Origin of the sequence: Mesorhizobium sp. M0621 (assembly GCF_040320745.1) — a bacterium.
Taxonomy (GTDB): domain Bacteria; phylum Pseudomonadota; class Alphaproteobacteria; order Rhizobiales; family Rhizobiaceae; genus Mesorhizobium.
Genome location: NZ_JAMYQF010000091.1, coordinates 1 through 15,502 on the forward strand (window position 1 = coordinate 1; position 15,502 = coordinate 15,502).

At 60.6% G+C, this 15,502-nt stretch carries 13 protein-coding genes and 4 pseudogenes; 14 read left to right on the top strand and 3 right to left on the bottom strand.

The window, feature by feature from the left end; translation table 11 throughout:
* Positions 1-232 precede the first annotated feature (232 nt).
* Positions 233-547, bottom strand: a complete 315-nt coding sequence (locus tag NKI38_RS32225; protein WP_352486238.1) for a YMGG-like glycine zipper-containing protein — start codon at positions 545-547, stop codon at positions 233-235.
* Between the two features lie 266 nt (positions 548-813).
* On the opposite strand from NKI38_RS32225, the gene NKI38_RS32230 reads away from it, so the two are divergent.
* From NKI38_RS32230 to NKI38_RS32260, 7 genes and pseudogenes are all read left to right on the top strand, one after another.
* Positions 814-2,382 carry a recombinase family protein gene (locus NKI38_RS32230; RefSeq protein ID WP_352664746.1) on the top strand — a complete coding sequence of 523 codons (1,569 nt, stop codon included), beginning with the start codon at positions 814-816 and terminating at the stop codon, positions 2,380-2,382.
* On the top strand, positions 2,382-3,269 hold the full coding sequence (locus NKI38_RS32235; RefSeq protein WP_352664749.1) for a ParB/RepB/Spo0J family partition protein: 888 nt from the start codon (positions 2,382-2,384) through the stop codon (positions 3,267-3,269). The genes NKI38_RS32230 and NKI38_RS32235 overlap by 1 nt, the downstream gene beginning before the upstream one ends.
* Before the next feature lie 350 nt (positions 3,270-3,619).
* Positions 3,620-4,203 (top strand): annotated as a pseudogene (locus tag NKI38_RS33615) (plasmid partitioning protein RepB C-terminal domain-containing protein).
* 604 nt (positions 4,204-4,807) lie between these two features.
* Complete coding sequence (locus tag NKI38_RS32245; protein WP_352664751.1) at positions 4,808-5,212, top strand: calcium-binding protein; 405 nt, start codon at positions 4,808-4,810, stop codon at positions 5,210-5,212.
* A gap of 6 nt (positions 5,213-5,218) precedes the next feature.
* Positions 5,219-6,049 carry a thermonuclease family protein gene (locus NKI38_RS32250; RefSeq protein WP_352664753.1) on the top strand — a complete coding sequence of 277 codons (831 nt, stop codon included), beginning with the start codon at positions 5,219-5,221 and terminating at the stop codon, positions 6,047-6,049.
* Between the two features lie 9 nt (positions 6,050-6,058).
* Positions 6,059-6,805 carry a hypothetical protein gene (locus tag NKI38_RS32255; protein WP_352664755.1) on the top strand — a complete coding sequence of 249 codons (747 nt, stop codon included), beginning with the start codon at positions 6,059-6,061 and terminating at the stop codon, positions 6,803-6,805.
* A 58-nt stretch (positions 6,806-6,863) separates the two neighbouring features.
* Positions 6,864-7,355 (top strand): hypothetical protein, encoded by a 492-nt coding sequence (locus NKI38_RS32260; RefSeq protein WP_352664757.1) that lies wholly within the window; start codon positions 6,864-6,866, stop codon positions 7,353-7,355.
* Between the two features lie 161 nt (positions 7,356-7,516).
* Here NKI38_RS32260 and NKI38_RS32265 read toward each other — a convergent pair.
* A pseudogene (locus NKI38_RS32265) lies at positions 7,517-8,044 on the bottom strand (SOS response-associated peptidase family protein).
* Positions 8,045-8,254: 210 nt separating this feature from the next.
* Between NKI38_RS32265 and NKI38_RS32270 the strand changes: the two are divergent.
* From NKI38_RS32270 to NKI38_RS32285, 4 genes and pseudogenes are all read left to right on the top strand, one after another.
* A pseudogene (locus tag NKI38_RS32270) lies at positions 8,255-8,755 on the top strand (DUF932 domain-containing protein); the annotation flags it as partial.
* Positions 8,756-8,858: 103 nt separating this feature from the next.
* Positions 8,859-9,764, top strand: a complete 906-nt coding sequence (locus tag NKI38_RS32275) for an ArdC family protein (protein WP_352664759.1) — start codon at positions 8,859-8,861, stop codon at positions 9,762-9,764.
* Between the two features lie 311 nt (positions 9,765-10,075).
* Positions 10,076-10,465, top strand: coding sequence for an A1S_2505 family phage non-structural protein (locus NKI38_RS32280; RefSeq protein ID WP_352664761.1), 390 nt, complete (start codon positions 10,076-10,078; stop codon positions 10,463-10,465).
* The gene (locus NKI38_RS32285; protein WP_352664763.1) at positions 10,462-10,764 is read left to right on the top strand and encodes a hypothetical protein; all 303 of its coding nucleotides are present in this window, start codon (positions 10,462-10,464) and stop codon (positions 10,762-10,764) included. The genes NKI38_RS32280 and NKI38_RS32285 overlap by 4 nt, the downstream gene beginning before the upstream one ends.
* A 238-nt stretch (positions 10,765-11,002) precedes the next feature.
* Here the strand turns inward: NKI38_RS32285 and NKI38_RS32290 are convergent, their stop codons facing one another.
* Positions 11,003-11,488 carry a hypothetical protein gene (locus NKI38_RS32290; RefSeq protein WP_352664765.1) on the bottom strand — a complete coding sequence of 162 codons (486 nt, stop codon included), beginning with the start codon at positions 11,486-11,488 and terminating at the stop codon, positions 11,003-11,005.
* A gap of 73 nt (positions 11,489-11,561) precedes the next feature.
* Between NKI38_RS32290 and NKI38_RS32295 the strand changes: the two are divergent.
* From NKI38_RS32295 to NKI38_RS32305, 3 genes and pseudogenes are all read left to right on the top strand, one after another.
* Positions 11,562-11,849: pseudogene (locus tag NKI38_RS32295) on the top strand (DUF932 domain-containing protein); the annotation flags it as partial.
* A gap of 147 nt (positions 11,850-11,996) precedes the next feature.
* The gene (locus NKI38_RS32300; RefSeq protein ID WP_352664767.1) at positions 11,997-14,114 is read left to right on the top strand and encodes a ParB/RepB/Spo0J family partition protein; all 2,118 of its coding nucleotides are present in this window, start codon (positions 11,997-11,999) and stop codon (positions 14,112-14,114) included.
* 70 nt (positions 14,115-14,184) lie between these two features.
* Positions 14,185-15,237: a DUF7146 domain-containing protein gene (locus tag NKI38_RS32305; RefSeq protein WP_352664769.1), complete on the top strand. Its 1,053-nt coding sequence runs from the start codon at positions 14,185-14,187 to the stop codon at positions 15,235-15,237.
* The last annotated feature ends 265 nt before the right edge of the window (positions 15,238-15,502 follow it).

Consider the following 15,502-nt stretch of genomic DNA (forward strand, 5'->3'; position numbering starts at 1 on the left):
TACGTTGTCGTCGCCTGCGTCATTTGTTAAAAACACACATCCAACAAGACATAACCACCTCCATCCCCCCGCGGTTTCCGCTCCTCCCACGTTTATAGGCCAAAAATTTCCAACGGGGGGGCCGCCCCGGGGGGCGCCGACGAGAAAGAATGTACGACCAGCGTTACTGCTGCACTGTGAAGCTACCGTCCCATTTCCCACGGGGACAGCGGATGATTAGAGAAATCTCTGCTTAGTAGTCGCCGTTGTAGTACCGGTCGTCGCAAGGTGCCGTGTAGATGCGGCCGTAGCGGTCCTGATAGCGGCAGAGTTGCTCGCCGCGGCGCTGCGGGGTGGTGGCTGAGCCGACGACGGCGCCGAGCAGGGCACCGCTGGCCGCGCCGATGACCGTGCTCTTGGTGTTGCCGCCGATGGCCTGGCCGACGAGGGCGCCGCCGGCGCCACCGATCAGCGCGCCGGTTCCGGCCCGCTGCTGGCCCTCGGTCTGCGCGCAGCCCGCCAGTGCTGCGGTCATCAGCACGGCGGCGATGGCTTTGTGAAAGTTCATGTGAGTCTCCCTTGAATGCCTGAAATCCCTATCGTTCGTCCCGTGCGGTCGCATTGCGGCGGAACGGGGGCACGGGGCCTCACGATATAAGACATCGTTTCTCGGGCGTTGATAGAAACCCTGCCGGCTATTTTTCGACCCTCTCGTTGCGTGGCAACAAAGCCTCATTCGATACAAAGTGTAGGTCAATGTGTAACGGGATTGAAGCGTCATGCCGCTAGGCTTGCCGGTTCAAGCGGACGTTCAATCTGCCTTTTAGGCGCTGAATGATGGAACAGGCCCACACGGCCCGTCGACCTGCTGAGAACGCACAACGCGTGCGCGCAGCTCAGTACGTGCGAATGTCCACTGACCACCAGAGCTACTCGATCGACAATCAGAAGGATGCAATCCGTCAATTCGCGGAGGCGATGAACTATGACATCGTAGCCACATACGAGGACGCCGGTCGCAGCGGCTTGAACCTTGAGGGTCGCGCTGGCCTGCAAAGGCTGTTGGCGGACGTTGAGACGAAAAACGCGGATTTCGAAATCGTCATCGTCTACGACGTGAGTCGCTGGGGGCGATTCCAGAACCCCGATGAGAGTGCGTCGTACGAGTACCGGTGCCGTGTTGCCGGCGTGCGGATTGAATACTGTGGCGAACAGTTTGCGAACGATGGCAGCATCGGATCAGACCTGCTCAAGGCGATAAAGCGCAGCATGGCCGCCGAGCATAGCCGGGTCTTGTCGGTCAAGGTGTTTGTCGGCCAGTGCAGGCTCATTCAAATGGGATATCGGCAAGGAGGGTCGTCCGGTTTGGGCCTGAGGCGCCAGCTTGTCGACAAGCATGGGCGTACAAAGACGATGCTCGTTCTCAAAGAGTACAAGAGCCTCCAGACGGATCGGGTCATCCTCGTGCCTGGACCACCCGATGAAATTGCGACGGTCCGCTGGATCTATGATCAATACGTGAAGGCTGGTCGGACCGAGCTTCAAATTGCGCGGTCGTTGAATGCCAAGGGAGTGGTCACCGATCTCAATCGATCATGGAAACGCGAATCCATTCATCAGATACTCAGCAACGAAAAATATGTGGGCAACAACGTCTGGAATCGCCAGTCATTCAAGCTCAAGCAAAGGAAGGTGACAAACGATATCTCCCAGTTGGTGCGGGCCGATGGCGTCTTTGAACCCATTGTTGACCGCAGACTTTTCGAACGGGCTCAAGCCAGAGCCGACGCCCGCTCATCTAAGATGAGCAACGATCAGATGTTGGTTGTGCTCGCCGAACTTCTGAAGAGGCGCGGTACCCTCTCGGGCCCGATCATTGACGCGGCGGCTGGCTGTCCGCCAAGCAGCCGCTACAGGAAAAAATTCGGCAGTCTGCTGCGAGCCTACAAGCTTGTTGGATACGATCCATCTCAGAACTATCAGTTTCTTGATATAAGAAGGCGGCTTCGTGAGATCTTCGAAGAAGTCGTCCAAACGATAATCGCGACCATTGAACGGGCTGGCGGATCCGCAGTGCGTCAGAGCGGTCTCGGCGTGCTTCGCGTCAACGATGAATTCACTGTTTCCGTTGCGATGGGTCGCTGTCGCAACACGCCATACGGCTATCCTCATTGGGTGGCCCCTGCGGAACGGGGCACCGCTGCGGACGTGAAAGTGGCCATTCGCATGAGCCCGGATAACCAGACGATCCTGGATTATCTGATTACGCCAGCAAATGAGATTGGCGGAAAGCCCTTAAACCGCGCCTTGAACAAGAGACTGGAATTCAACGCTTTCTTCTTCAAATCGCTGGATCCGCTGTTCGCCTTAGCCGAACGCAACGCCATCACGGCCGCACGCTGATGGACAACACCAACAGACGAATCTCGCTCCTGCGCCTGGACGCGATCAAAATTACCAGCCCGCGCACGCGCGGCAAAAAATCCTTCCAGGATATTGTCGACAGCATCAAGAGCGTCGGCCTGAAGCGTCCCGTCACGGTGACGAAAAGAGATGTCGATGAAGGCGCCTTCACGCACGATCTGGTGTGCGGCCAGGGGCGGATCGAGGCCTTCAGGTTGCTTGGCCAGGCCGAGATTCCCGCGTTTGTGATAGAGGCAACCAAGGCCGAGGCGCTGGTCAAAGGGTTGGTGGAAAATTGTGCTCGCCGGTATCATACCGCCTATGACCTTCTTCGCGATATCGGTCGGATGAAAGAAAGCGACTATTCGGACGCCGAAATCGCAGCAAAGATCGGTCTTTCGACCGAATATGTCAGAGGAATTGCACGCCTCCTGTCGCAAGGCGAACAGCGCCTGCTGCGGGCAGTCGACTCCGGCCAGATCCCGCTGTCGGTAGCAGTCGATATTTCCACCGCCGATGAGCCCGGGATCCAGGCGGTTCTTCAGCTTGCCTATAAAAAGAACCAGCTGCGGGGTCATAAGCTTGTGATAGCTCGCCGCTTGATTGAGAACCGCCGCAGGCGGGGGAAAGGCTTGGGTACGTTCCTGCCAGACCGCACGAAGACTCCTTCAGCGTCAGCGTTGATCAAGGCTTTCAAAGCGGACACCGACAGAAAACGCATCCTGGTCCGGAAAGCGGATGCAACGCGAAATCGCCTGCTGTTTGTGACCCACGCCTTGCGGCAGCTCATGGCAGAAGAGGCATTCCAGGACCTTCTTGCGGCGGAAGGACTGGACACCCTTCCACGAAACCTGGCGGCCAGGATCAGCAGAGTTGAGCCCGCATGACCACAAAGCACCCTACAATTCCGGACATAAAATCCGCTTTTGAGCGCGATACAATTCGCCTTCGGCTTGAAGACATCCAGCCGCTTCACCTGTTCACCGAAAGCGCCAGGGAAACTCCGAAATACCAACAGGTCAGGTCGTCGATTCGCGAGATCGGACTTGTGGAACTGCCAGTGGTCGCCAGGGACAAAGACACGCCGGGAAAGTACCTCCTCGTCGACGGCCACATGCGTATCGAGATCTTACGCGAGATAGGGGTTGCTGAGGTTGAGTGTTTGATCGCCAACGATGACGAGGCATTCACCTACAACAAACGGGTGAGTCGGCTCGCGACGATCCAGGAACACTTCATGATCCTGAAGGCCATCGACAGCGGCGTCCCTGAAGAGACCATCGCGAGGACCCTGAATGTCAACATCGCCCAAATCAGGCTCAAAAAACATCTGCTGAAAGGGATATGTCCGGAAGCGGTCGACATGCTCAAGGACCGCTTCGTCCCGACCAACACATTCATCGAACACGAAAGCTGGCCGCCATGCGCCAGATCGAGGCGGCGCAACTGATGATCGCGATGAACAAGTTCTCGATCAACTACGCAAAGTCCCTGGTCGGCGCGACCCCGCAATCACAGCTTGCCGATACGTCGCAGCCGAAAAAGCTAGCCGGGCTGAGCGACGCGCAAATCGCATTGATGGAGAATGAATCGACCAAACTCGACAAAGAATACCGGCTTATCGAGGAGAGCTACGGATCTGACCATCTGGACCTGGTGGTGACCACTGGGTATCTTAGCCGGCTGCTAGAGAACGCCTGCGTTGTTCGATATCTCGCGCAGAGTTTCCCGGAGATTCTTTCCGAATTTCAGAAAATGACCGAGCCAAATCGAGTCTCGGGACTTAGCCCTTCAAGGGAATCCTCGGCCCACGGATTGTGAAGCAAACATCGTCGCTTCGCACGACGACTCTGATCTCTGGCGCTGATGTCCCAGGCGCTGGCAGGGCTCCAGATGAAGGCGGACAGTTGCAGGTTAATATCCAAGCAAATGCCGTAGCCCGATGATCGGCAGATAGACGCTCCACACAAGGCAGAGAACAACTGCCAAGACGACTGCTGCAAAAGGAGCCCATTCTTGCCAAACCTTCACGGCTCGCGATGATATGGTATCCAAGGAAGTGTTCATCGTTTTGCGCCAGACTCTGTTTGGAAAAACCCGAAATGGTAGACCACGAGTTCATGCATCGAATGGTTGGATTGTTGCCAGAAAGGGTGCCCGCCGGCAAGATGACGCTTGCCGCCTTTGTATATGCAATGATCATATGTGCTGTCGGTGGATGGGCTTACTCCAGCGCCACCGAGCCGGTCGTGTTTCTCAGTTGAAGGACGAAGTGGCGTCGTATAACAGACGCATGGGTCTAGATGAAAATTCGAATCCTCTGGGCCAAGTGGTTCTATGCCAGGAGCTTGGCGGGCTGCTCGACGATTGTCAGAAACTCAGCCGGTGACCTGGCGCGAATTCGCAGCGTCAAGAAAATAGGCTGTTGATCAAACGGATTCGACAACAAAGTGCAGAAGGTGCATGCTTCCGTTTGGTGTCGGGGACCTACATGCATTGGCTTTTGTATTTTTCTACAATGGTGGCGGCCGACTATTTGAACAACTACGCCACGGTGACCTTGGCGTCAGGCGACGGCAACCACGCAAACATACTTTTGCAGACAGTCGACCCGTTCAACCCGAACAGCAACAACACCCACATCGAGGGCGACGTTGCCCGCGCCGTGGCTGCCTTCAACGCGTATCGGCGGGTGGCGTCGGCCGGCGGCGCAGACTTGGACTGCGCAGGCGGCAAGGGAAACAATCCGGTCGTGGCCGGTCCCGTGCAAATTTCTGGCGCTGATACAAACCGCCTGGTCCCAGATCACGACGGCGCGGGCTGCGAGTGAAATAAGTTGGACAAGTCTCGCTACGACAATCGGTCGGATCAGTGGCGCAAACGGACAGGCGAACAGCGTCGGCGCGCACGCCTGCGGGCAACTGTCCCGAAGCGCCTGGTCTTCGTAACAGTGGCGGCGATGTCAGCCTGTGTGGCGCAATTCGCCATGCAGCACAGTGAAGGCGCCCCCGACCTGAACGTCTCCCGCTGGATTGGACGATCGCCGGAGGCGATCGCCGGAGTCGCCTCCGTCATTGATGGCGACACTATCGAGATCCACGGGCAGCGCATCCGCCTCAACGGCATAGACGCCCCCGAGTCGGCCCAACAATGCGATGACGCCAAGGGCTTTCGCTACCGGTGCGGTGCGAAGGCCGCGGCAGCGCTCGATGGGTTCCTGGCCGCCTCTCGACCGATCGCATGCACCTTTGTCGCGTGGGATCGCTACAACCGCTTTGTGGGTGACTGCAGGCGTGCCGATAGCGCCAGCGTCGCCGCCTGGATGGTCGAGCACGGCCATGCGCTCGACTGGCCCAAATACAGCCGTGGCGCCTATACAGGGCAGCAGGCGAAGGCAGAAGCAGCGAAAGTCGGGCTGTGGGTGGGAAAGTTCCAACTACCGTGGGAATGGCGCGCTGGGCATGGAGACGATGCCCGACCGGCGGTGAGCCAACCACAAGGTATCATCCGCCGTCAACACGTAGCGCAAAGCTATACCTGCCAGCCACGTCGAACCTGTTCTCAGATCGGTTCGTGCGATGAGGCAAGTTGGTATCTCAGCAACTGCCCCTGGGGCGGCAAGCTCGACCGAGACAGGGACGGCATTCCGTGTGAAAGCTTGTGCTAGGGGGGACTCATGACGGCCACTAAGTCTGGCGTTCTGAAAAAGGCAGCTCAAGGGTTGTTGGGACTGGTCGCCGGTATTGTAGCTGGGTGCAGTTCGATCGACTTTCAGAAGCTAACCACAGGCAAGCTATCCGGAAGCCTCTTCGTCATGTGGGTTGGCGAGGGTAACAATTCGGGTGACGGAAATTTCCTGTTCGTGCCCGACCCACGAGATCCGTTGATTTTCCATCGTGCAGATCCGTCTTCTCCGGGAGGCACAATCCAGCCCGGTCTCATGTACACGGATGGTGGTTCGATCCCGAAGATCGCCCAAGTCTTCAAGGGTCTGTCGCCTTGGGGCTACGCGCCGGCTTACATGATCCACGATTGGGTGTTTATCGCTCACCACTGCATAGTAGATGGCAGCACCGAGAACCGGTTCGACCAAGTTCGCAGAATCGAATTCGACGATTCATCCGCAATTCTTGGCGAAGCGATCAAGGCATTGATCACGGCACGACAGGTGGCTCCCGACGACGTGGCACCAGGCGCGATAACTGCTGCCGTCGGAAGCGCGGTTGCCAAGAACCTCTGGGATGAGAAAGGAGCGTGCAAGTCCTTGCAGGTCAGCGCGAAGGACATCGTTGCCGCAGAGGCTGCGATTCCAGGGTCGACCACCAAGGAGCAGAACTTGAGAACCTTCCAGGTCCCGGAGACGATCGGACCTGCGGTTGCAGGGGCAAAGCCCGCCAAGATCGTGGCCCGCGTGACATTCTGAGTTGTACTCCGCCGAAGGGGTTCGGCGGGTCTGAGTAATTGGGTGTTGGGGGACTAAAATGAGAATGGGTAGGCGAACCGCGGTTTCGGCTGCGGTGGCCCTGGCGTTTGTGAGCGCCTCGTGCACGACATCGCAACAGGCGCTAACCAAGAACCCGAATGCTGTCAGCGCTTCGGCTCTCTGCAGGACATTGGCATCAACGAAGGATGGGAAATTTCAGCAGGATCTTTACGCCGAACTGGTGCGCCGATCGATGACGATTGATCAGTGCACCGACATGATTAGGAAGCAGAACCAGGCGATAGCTGCAGGTATTGCGATCGCTGCGATAGGCGCAGCCGTTGCGGTATGCTCGAACAACGACTGCGGCGGTGGTGGATACGCAAGGCCGAACTACTACGAGGGCGCAGATTGGGACGAATTCTACGATCCATATCCCCAGCTCGTTTGGGCTTGCCGCAACATCGCCACTGGCCAGTTTGTCGATTACAGCAATTGCTATGGCAAAGCGCAGACAGATTGGCGCTGGCCTGCAAAGTACGCCTATTGAGACACGCTTCGTCGTCGCTGGTCCAAATGCGCGAACCGCGTGCAGCGCCGCCATTCAGGAGGCGGTCGCGGGCGTGTCAGCGCGCTAACGGCAGCTTTCGGGACCACCGTCACGCTCACTGAACGGCGGAGAACGAGGCGCAGAGCGGACCTGTATCGAAGTCATTTGCTCCCTTCTCGCACGGTTTCCACCGTCAGCGATCCAGCCGGCAGGGCCTTCAAGAGCCCTGTCTCGGGTTTGGTGAGATGGATCCATGCCGCCCAATCCTCCGGGCGCAGCACCACAATCTGGCGATTGTGTATGGGCGCAACGTCCGGACCGGGTTCTGTTGTCAGCATCGCGAATGTGGGTGGCTTGTTGCCTTCGCCATCGCGCCACAATCCGGCGATCGCCATGAACGGGGCGCCCATGCTTCGCCTTTGGAGACTTCTGTCCGGTGAATTCGAAGAAAGCCGATCGTTAAAGATTGGCCCGCCTTTGGGACCGGACGGCTGAAATGAAAAGGTCATCCGCGCCAGCTCAATCGCCTCACCGGCAGCGCGCATGACGAGAGCGGGGTCATTGATGCGAATATCGTCCGCCTGCGGCAAATCCAGTTCGGTCTGATGGCTGGGAATGTTGAGCACTAGCGATTGCATCATCCGGCAGTACTCGGCCCAGGCGATATGCTGCTCGTAATCATTGCACATTGGTCTCTCCTTCGCGCAGCCGATGGTATGGCTTCGCCGTCCAATCTAAGGTCCAAGGCTGAAACGGAAAGGCTTCGCGCCAGCGTCTAGGTCGGCCGCCTTGACGGGCCGAACCACGTTGCTCCATCAGAGTAAAAGAGCTGCTGCCTCCGCTGTGACGGGTTGAAGCTCGAGAGAGAGGCCCTCGGCGATCCGTCATGGAGATCAGCCATGAGCAATATTGAAGTTCTGGACGCGATGCGTGACGAAAGCGGCGGCTATAAAGTCGATGTCGGTCGGGGACAGAAGATTGGCCGGGTGTCGTCGGAATGGTTTTTCCGTCCAGATGACGAGCGGTTTCTTTCCTTGTCGGATCTGTCCGCGTCCGTGCGGACCCGCAGCAAAGATAGCAGGACACGGACAGTGGAGAGAGCGGCGGTTCATGTCGAAGCCAGCCGCGACAACGCCGAGCGCCTGACACTTGTTCTGCCCGGAGCGGCCGACCCACTCTCGCCGACCCACTGGAGCTTTGGGCAACTTGCTGGTCTGGTTGGCGCGCCAGCGACCTACCTTCGCCAACTGCCCGCTTCGCTTGCCGGCATCAACCTGCAATTTGGCTTGGCCTCACACCGCGCCGAGCAGATCAAGACGCTTGAGACAGCCAACGGACGCGTGGAACTGCGCGCCCTTACCGGTCCTGACTATGGGCGTTATCTAAACAGTCAAGCTGTCTCACCGGCTTTTCACTGATCCCTTTCCACCGATGTTGAGCCTGACGCCGCCCGCAAGCGGGTGGCGATCCCGTGCGCTCGCGTCGCTCCCAAGGAGCTATACGATGCCTTCCAGGATGCAGTCCGGAGCGCGTGCCGATGTTTACACGCGCGTCACTGCCGAGATCGTAGCGGCAATCGAGCAAGGTGCAGGCGAGTGGCGTGCGCCGTGGTTCCACAACGGAACGAGTAGTGCCCGCCCGACCAATGTCGCTTCCGGCAAGCGCTACCGTGGCATCAACACGGTGGCGCTCTGGGTCGCAGCCATGGCCGCTGGCTACAGCGATGGCCTGTGGGGAACCTACCGGCAATGGCAGGCCGCCGGCGCACAGGTGCGCAAGGGTGAACGCTCGACCACCGTCGTGCTGTGGAAGCAGATCGCTTCGTCTGACCCGGCGGATGACGATGACAGCGACGACAGCGGCCACGTTCGGATGTTTGCCCGGGCATTCTCGGTGTTCAACGTCGCGCAGGTGGTCGGATATGAGCTGTCGCCGACGGACGTCCTGCCGGAGAGCGAGCGTCTGGCGCATGCGGAGGCTTTCATCGCCAACCTCGGGATCAAGACCGTGTTCGGCGGTTCGGAAGCTTACTATCTTACGTCATCGGACACGGTGTTCATGCCGGACTTTGCTTCTTTCCGAGACGCCGCGTCGTTCTATGGCGTCTGGCTGCATGAGAACGGCCACGCCTCAGGAGCAAAGCACCGCCTTGACCGCGATCTCTCGGGTCGGTTCGGCTCGGCCGCCTATGCCGCCGAGGAATGCTGCGTGGAGATTCTCAGCGGGCTTGTCCTCGCCGATCTGGGCATTGCCCACCATCCGCGTGCCGATCATGCGGCGTATATTGCCACGTGGATCGAAGTGCTGAAGGATGATCCCCGCGCCATCTTCACTGCGGCCAGCAAGGCGCAGCAAGCCGCCGACTGGATGCACGCGCAGCAGCCTCAGACCAAGGAGCTGGCTGCTTGAGCAGCACCTCACGTCAAGCGGCGGATGAGCTGGACGGAGTTTGGCCGACTGATGGCCGTAATCCATCCTCTGGCGCCAGAGCCCGCCCCGGCAGTTGGCGGAAGGCCTGCGCCGGTCGATGGACCGCGCAACGGCTACGCCGTCCTTCGCGTCGCTGCGGCCCTGCGGATGCGCGGATCCACCTGATGCCGGCGCGAGCGAGCCTCCGCCGCCGGGACGAGCCCCGGCTTACAATGGAGGATATCATGTTGTCACCAGCACATTCATACGCCTACCGCTCACGAAGAGCGCCAACCGTCAGGAGTTCGCCGATGCCAATCTCAACGTCCATCAATCCTGTCTTCGTCTTCGGATCCAACCTTGCAGGTCGTCACGGCAAGGGTGCCGCCCTCTGGGCTCGGCAGCACCGCGGCGCGATCTATGGCCAGGGCGTGGGTCCTCAGGGGAACGCCTACGCGATCCCCACCAAGGACCGTCAGTTGCGTGTGCTCCCGCTGGACGTGATCCGCAGCTACGTTCGCGAGTTCCTGGATTACGCGCATCGGCAGCCTGACCTCCGCTTCGAGCTTACGCCGATCGGCTGCGGTCTAGCCGGATACCGCCCGGATCAAATCGCCCCGATGTTCGCCAATGCTCCAGCGAACGTGATCCTGCCGGACGCCTTTCGCGCAATCCTGGTCGCGGGAGCGCCGCCCAGTTGAAGGACGATCCGCGTGCCATCTTCACGGCCGCCAGCAAGGCGCAGCAGGCGGCAAATTGGATCCATGAGCAGCAGCCGGCAGCCCCTGAAGCCCGTGAGGCGTTATCCGCCGCCACCGATGGGACGAATGCGGGCCAGCCTGCTTCTCCGGTTCTCGCCGACGCGTTGCAACAACGCGCGCACCTGAACCTGCTGGGCGATCACGTTCTCCCGATCGCGCCGCTCCCGCTCCGCGTCAATCTGCGGGGAGCGGGGCTTCTCCCGCTCCGCGTCAATCTGCGGGGAGCGGGGCTTCTCTAGCCGAGACAGCTTCGTTGCCTCGGCCGCCTCCCGCAGTTCGACGAGTATTGCGGGAGCACGGTTCGCGGTTGCCCGGCTGACACCGGCTTCCCGCGCAAGACCAGCGACCGTCAGGTCGCCGTGCGACTTTGACGCATTCCCTGAGACAAGCCGGGTGAGCGCTTCGCGAAGTGCTTGCTCGGTTGAAGTGCTGACTGGCCTCACGATTGCTCCTCCAAAAGCGGAGCGATCAGCTTGATCATTCGATCCCGGTCCTGCCGGATTGCGCTCCGCTGCACGCTCGACAATCGCTTCTCTTCCAGCATGGCCCCGGCATGCGCGATCGCAGCCTGCCACGCCGGCAGGTGACGACGCGTGATGCAGGAGTTCGGGCAGCGGTCAGGGGCGCAGTTCGACAGGATGGGCTCGCTTGCCGAACCCGTAGCGCCGTCGCGGGCTCGAAGAAGCAGTCGTTCAGATAGCCGACGTGCAGCGTGCGCGCGAGGTGAGCGAGCATCGCCTTCACGCGCTTGCCGTCTGCGATCACGCCCGGCAGGGAGCCGATCTCCTGCGCGACACGGTCGATCTCGTGTATGACGCGGGAAGCGCCGGGGCCGGCCAGTCGCTCGCCGCGCTGCGCAGTTTCGTAATGCGCAACGATGTCGTCGAGCTGCCCCAGATGGTGTTCTTGCTCCACCTCCTGGCGGAAGCCGGAAGCCGATGATCCGGCATAGCCGTCGAACATTGCGACAGAGGCATGCTTGTACTGGATCTTGCCGGCGACCACGCCGAACGGCCGGTTGGCGATGCTGCGGTGGTTCGCGGACTCGAGACCAGCGGCGTTCGTCAATGGCATAAGGGCGGCTCGGGAGCGGATCGTCGCCCGTTCGGACGAAGAGCGCGCCGATTTCCTGCGCAAGCGTGGGTTCGGCAAGGCTGAGAGCTCGAAAATCATCGAAACGGTGCTTGGTGAGGAAGGCCGAAAGCCGCAGAGCGTCTTCGACTTTGTCCAGGGCATCACCGCGGTGGCGCGCGACAAAACACATCAGGATGCGCGGCTCGAGCTCGAAGCCAAGGCGAAGAAGCTGCTCGACCACGCGGCCTGATACCGACCCCACGCCTTTCCGGTTCCGGATATTTTCGGCTGTCTGGTTTTGCGGCTCGCCTCTCAGAGTGAGAGGTGGGCTGTAGCTTCATGACGGGTTGGAGGCCGAGAGAGAGGCTTTCGGCCGCCCGTCGCGGAGTGCTTCTCAATGGCTACTGCTGCGAAGAAAATCACCCTGTCGTCGTCGCGCGACATCCCCTTCAATCAACTCGTCATTTCCCAGGCGAACGTTCGGCGGATCAAGGCCGGCGTATCAATCGAAGACCTGGCGGAGGACATTGCCCGGCGAACGCTCCTACAGAGCATCACCGTCAGGCCTGTGCGCGATGCGGACGGCAACGAGACCGGCATGTTCGAAATCCCGGCCGGCGGGCGCCGCTATCGCGCTCTCGAACTCCTTGTCAAGCAGAGGCGCCTTGCCAAGAATGCGCCGGTGCCATGCGTTGTTCGCGAAGGTGGCTTGGCCGAGGAAGACTCGCTCGCCGAAAATATCCAGCGCGCTCCACTGCATCCGCTGGATCAGTTCCGCGCCTTCCTGGCGTTTCGCGAGAAGGGCATGTCGGAAGAGGAAATCGCCGCCAACCAGTTCGTTTCGGTGTCGGTTGTGAAACAGCGACTTCGCCTTGCATCAGTCTCGCCCAAACTCCTCGACGTCTATGCCGACGACGGCATGACCCTCGATCAGCTCATGGCGTTCACCGTCAATGGCGACCATCAACGGCAGGAGCAGGTCTTCGACCGTCTCGCTCAGAGCTACAACAAAGAACCGCACGTCATTCGCCGCATGCTGACCGAGGCAGCAGTGCGTGTTGCTGACAAGCGTGCGCAATTCGTCGGACTCGACGCCTATGCCGAGGCTGGTGGCGTCGTCATGCGTGACCTGTTCCAAGGCGACGACGGCGGTTGGCTGCAGGATATCGGGCTCTTGGAAACGTTGGTTGCGGAGAAGCTCCGGCTGCAGTCTGAGGCAATTTCGGCTGAAGGCTGGAAGTGGATCGATGTTGCTCCGGATTTTCCCTACGGCCACACCTACGGTCTGCGCCGGCTTCGTGGTGAGCAGCCCGCTCTCACCGACTCCGAGCAAGCCGCCCGCGATGCACTCCAAGCCGAGATGGACGGACTGGAGCAGACTTACGCCGATGCCGATGATCTGCCTGAAGAGGTCGACGAACGGCTCGGCGAGATCGAAACCGCAATCAGCGCGCTTGCCGACAGGCCGGAGGTTTTCGATCCCGAGGAAATCGGGCGCGCCGGTGCCTTCGTCAGCATCGACGCATCGGGCAATCTCAAGGTCGAGCGCGGATATGTTCGCCCCGAAGACGAACGTCCGATCGAAACGGAAGCCGATGGCGAAACCGGGGCTGACGCCATCGCGGCGCGAACGGAGCGCGAAGTCGATTGCTCAAGCGCTGAAATCGAGACCGCGTTGGAGCAAGACGAGGACGACGGCCTGAAGCCGATTGCGGACCGTTTGATGACCGAGCTGACTGCCCATCGAACCCTTGCCCTGCGCCACGCGCTCGGCGAGCAGCCCGATGTCGCATTCCTCGCTTCGCTCCATGCCCTCACGCTCCGCGCCTTCTATCGTTACGGCTCGGATACGTGCCTGGAACTGGATCTGAAGATCATCAGTTTCGGCGCGCAAGCGCCGGGCTTGAATGACAGCAGCATGGCTGCCGCAGTCGATGCCCGTCATCAGTCGTGGGTAGCAGTACTCCCGAAAGAGCCTGGCGATCTGTGGGATGCTTTGCAGGCGTTCGAAATAGACAGCCGTCAGGCCCTGTTTGCGCATTGCGTGTCTCTGTCGGTCAACGCAACTTACGAGGCTTACAACCGTCGGCCGCGCGCGTTGGCCCACGCCGACCAACTCGCGCAGGCTGTCGATCTCGACATGGTTGCGGCCGGATGGGTTCCAACAGTCGACACCTATCTCGGCCGTGTCACCAAGGCTCGTATCCTCGCCTCTGTCCGCGAAGCAAAGGGCACGCGTGCGGGCGATCGAATCGAGCACCTGAAGAAGGGCGACATGGCCGAGAAGGCGCAGGAATTGCTCGCGGCTTCAGGATGGTTGCCTGAGCCACTGCGTACGCCCGGTCGCCCAGTCGTGGCAGTCGCTGAACCCTCGTCGACCGCGACCGGCAGTGCGGTCGACCAGCAGGTCGAGGAAATGGCGGAGGGCGGCGGCGAAACGGCTATGGCAGAAACCGAGCGACAGATCGAAGATGAAGCAGCTGAGATCGATACGCAAGCGGTCGCGGCCGAATAGCCAAAGGAGCAATAGGTAGACCCGAGGGCCCGTCGGCAACGGCGGGCCCGTTTTCACTTGGGAGTCCGAAATGCACCATGCCACGGATCTTGCTCGACGGCTGGCCGCACACGCTGAAGCCGTATGCCGCCACTATCTTTCGAACGGCCGCCGCGCGGGTCGTTACTGGCTGGTCGGCGATGTGCGCAACGCGCCCGGTCGGTCGATGTTCGTGCGGCTGCACGGCAGCGAAGCCGGCAAGGGTGCTGCCGGCAAATGGACCGACGCCGCCACCGGCGAACATGGCGACCTCCTCGACGTCATTTCCGAATCTCTTGGCGTGGCGGGCTTCAAGGAAGTCGCCGATGAGGCGCGTCGCTTCTTGTCGATGCCCCAGCCAACGCACAATGCAACAGAACGAATGCGAGCGGTGTCCACTCCTGCAGGCTCCACGGAAGCGGCGCGGCGGCTAGTCTTAATGTCGCAATCGATCTCACGCACGCTTGTGGAGACATATTTGCGTGCACGCGGAATAACGGCCTTGCACGAAACTAAGAGTCTTCGCTTTCATCCGCGCTGTTATTACCGTCGCGACGATGAGGGGCCAACCGAGCTTTGGCCCGCGATGATCGCGACGGTGACCGACCTCAATGGCACGCTCACGGGCGCACACCGCACATGGCTCGATCCGCGTGGTTTTAGCGAGGCCCGTCTAGGCCGGGCGCCGATCGACACGCCGCGGCGTGCTATGGGCGAACTGGTCGGGCACGCGGTTCGCTTTGGTATCGGTTGTGACGTCATGGCGGCCGGTGAAGGCATAGAGACCATGTTGTCGCAACGTTCAGCGCTACCCTCCTTGCCGGCGATCGCAGCCCTGTCAGCGGCACATCTGTCTGCTATCCTGTTTCCTGATACGCTGCGGCGGCTCTACATCGTTCGCGACAATGATCCTGCGGGGGAAGGGGCAATCGCGACCCTCACCGAACGCGCAGGCGCTGCGGGGATTGAGGCGATGGTGCTGACGCCGCAACTCGGCGATCTCAACGAGGATTTGCGTCTGCTTGGTCTCGATGCCCTCACGGCGACCTTGCGGGCCCAGATTGCCCCTCAGGATGTGGCTCGCTTCATGTCGCTGGCAGCCTGACCGGAAAGGGCGGAGAGGCGGGCGGAAAGTCGCGGGTGGGTGTGCCCGCACATGGGGCCTATCGTTGGGGAGGGCCGGCTCACGGCCTTCCAGAGGGCGATCGGGCGTCGCTCGACCCGGACCGGCAATGGCTCTCCCGACTATTTTCCAGCGGCCCTTGCCCCCCACCCGGGGGGCCGGGGGGGGGGGAAGGGGCGGTGCCTGGGGGACCCAAAAATGCGGGGGCGCCCACCGAAACATGAGTTTAGGGCCGGCGGGGGCGGGG

Excerpts from the sequence above, each read along its gene's own strand:
- NKI38_RS32225 (WP_352486238.1), bottom strand. The coding sequence starts at position 547 with ATGAACTTTCACAAAGCCATCGCCGCCGTGCTGATGACCGCAGCACTG.
- NKI38_RS32230 (WP_352664746.1), top strand. The coding sequence starts at position 814 with ATGATGGAACAGGCCCACACGGCCCGTCGACCTGCTGAGAACGCACAA.
- NKI38_RS32235 (WP_352664749.1), top strand. The coding sequence starts at position 2,382 with ATGGACAACACCAACAGACGAATCTCGCTCCTGCGCCTGGACGCGATC.
- NKI38_RS32255 (WP_352664755.1), top strand. The coding sequence starts at position 6,059 with ATGACGGCCACTAAGTCTGGCGTTCTGAAAAAGGCAGCTCAAGGGTTG.
- NKI38_RS32260 (WP_352664757.1), top strand. The coding sequence starts at position 6,864 with ATGAGAATGGGTAGGCGAACCGCGGTTTCGGCTGCGGTGGCCCTGGCG.
- NKI38_RS32275 (WP_352664759.1), top strand. The coding sequence starts at position 8,859 with ATGCCTTCCAGGATGCAGTCCGGAGCGCGTGCCGATGTTTACACGCGC.
- NKI38_RS32280 (WP_352664761.1), top strand. The coding sequence starts at position 10,076 with ATGCCAATCTCAACGTCCATCAATCCTGTCTTCGTCTTCGGATCCAAC.
- NKI38_RS32290 (WP_352664765.1), bottom strand. The coding sequence starts at position 11,488 with ATGTTCGACGGCTATGCCGGATCATCGGCTTCCGGCTTCCGCCAGGAG.
- NKI38_RS32300 (WP_352664767.1), top strand. The coding sequence starts at position 11,997 with ATGGCTACTGCTGCGAAGAAAATCACCCTGTCGTCGTCGCGCGACATC.
- NKI38_RS32305 (WP_352664769.1), top strand. The coding sequence starts at position 14,185 with ATGCACCATGCCACGGATCTTGCTCGACGGCTGGCCGCACACGCTGAA.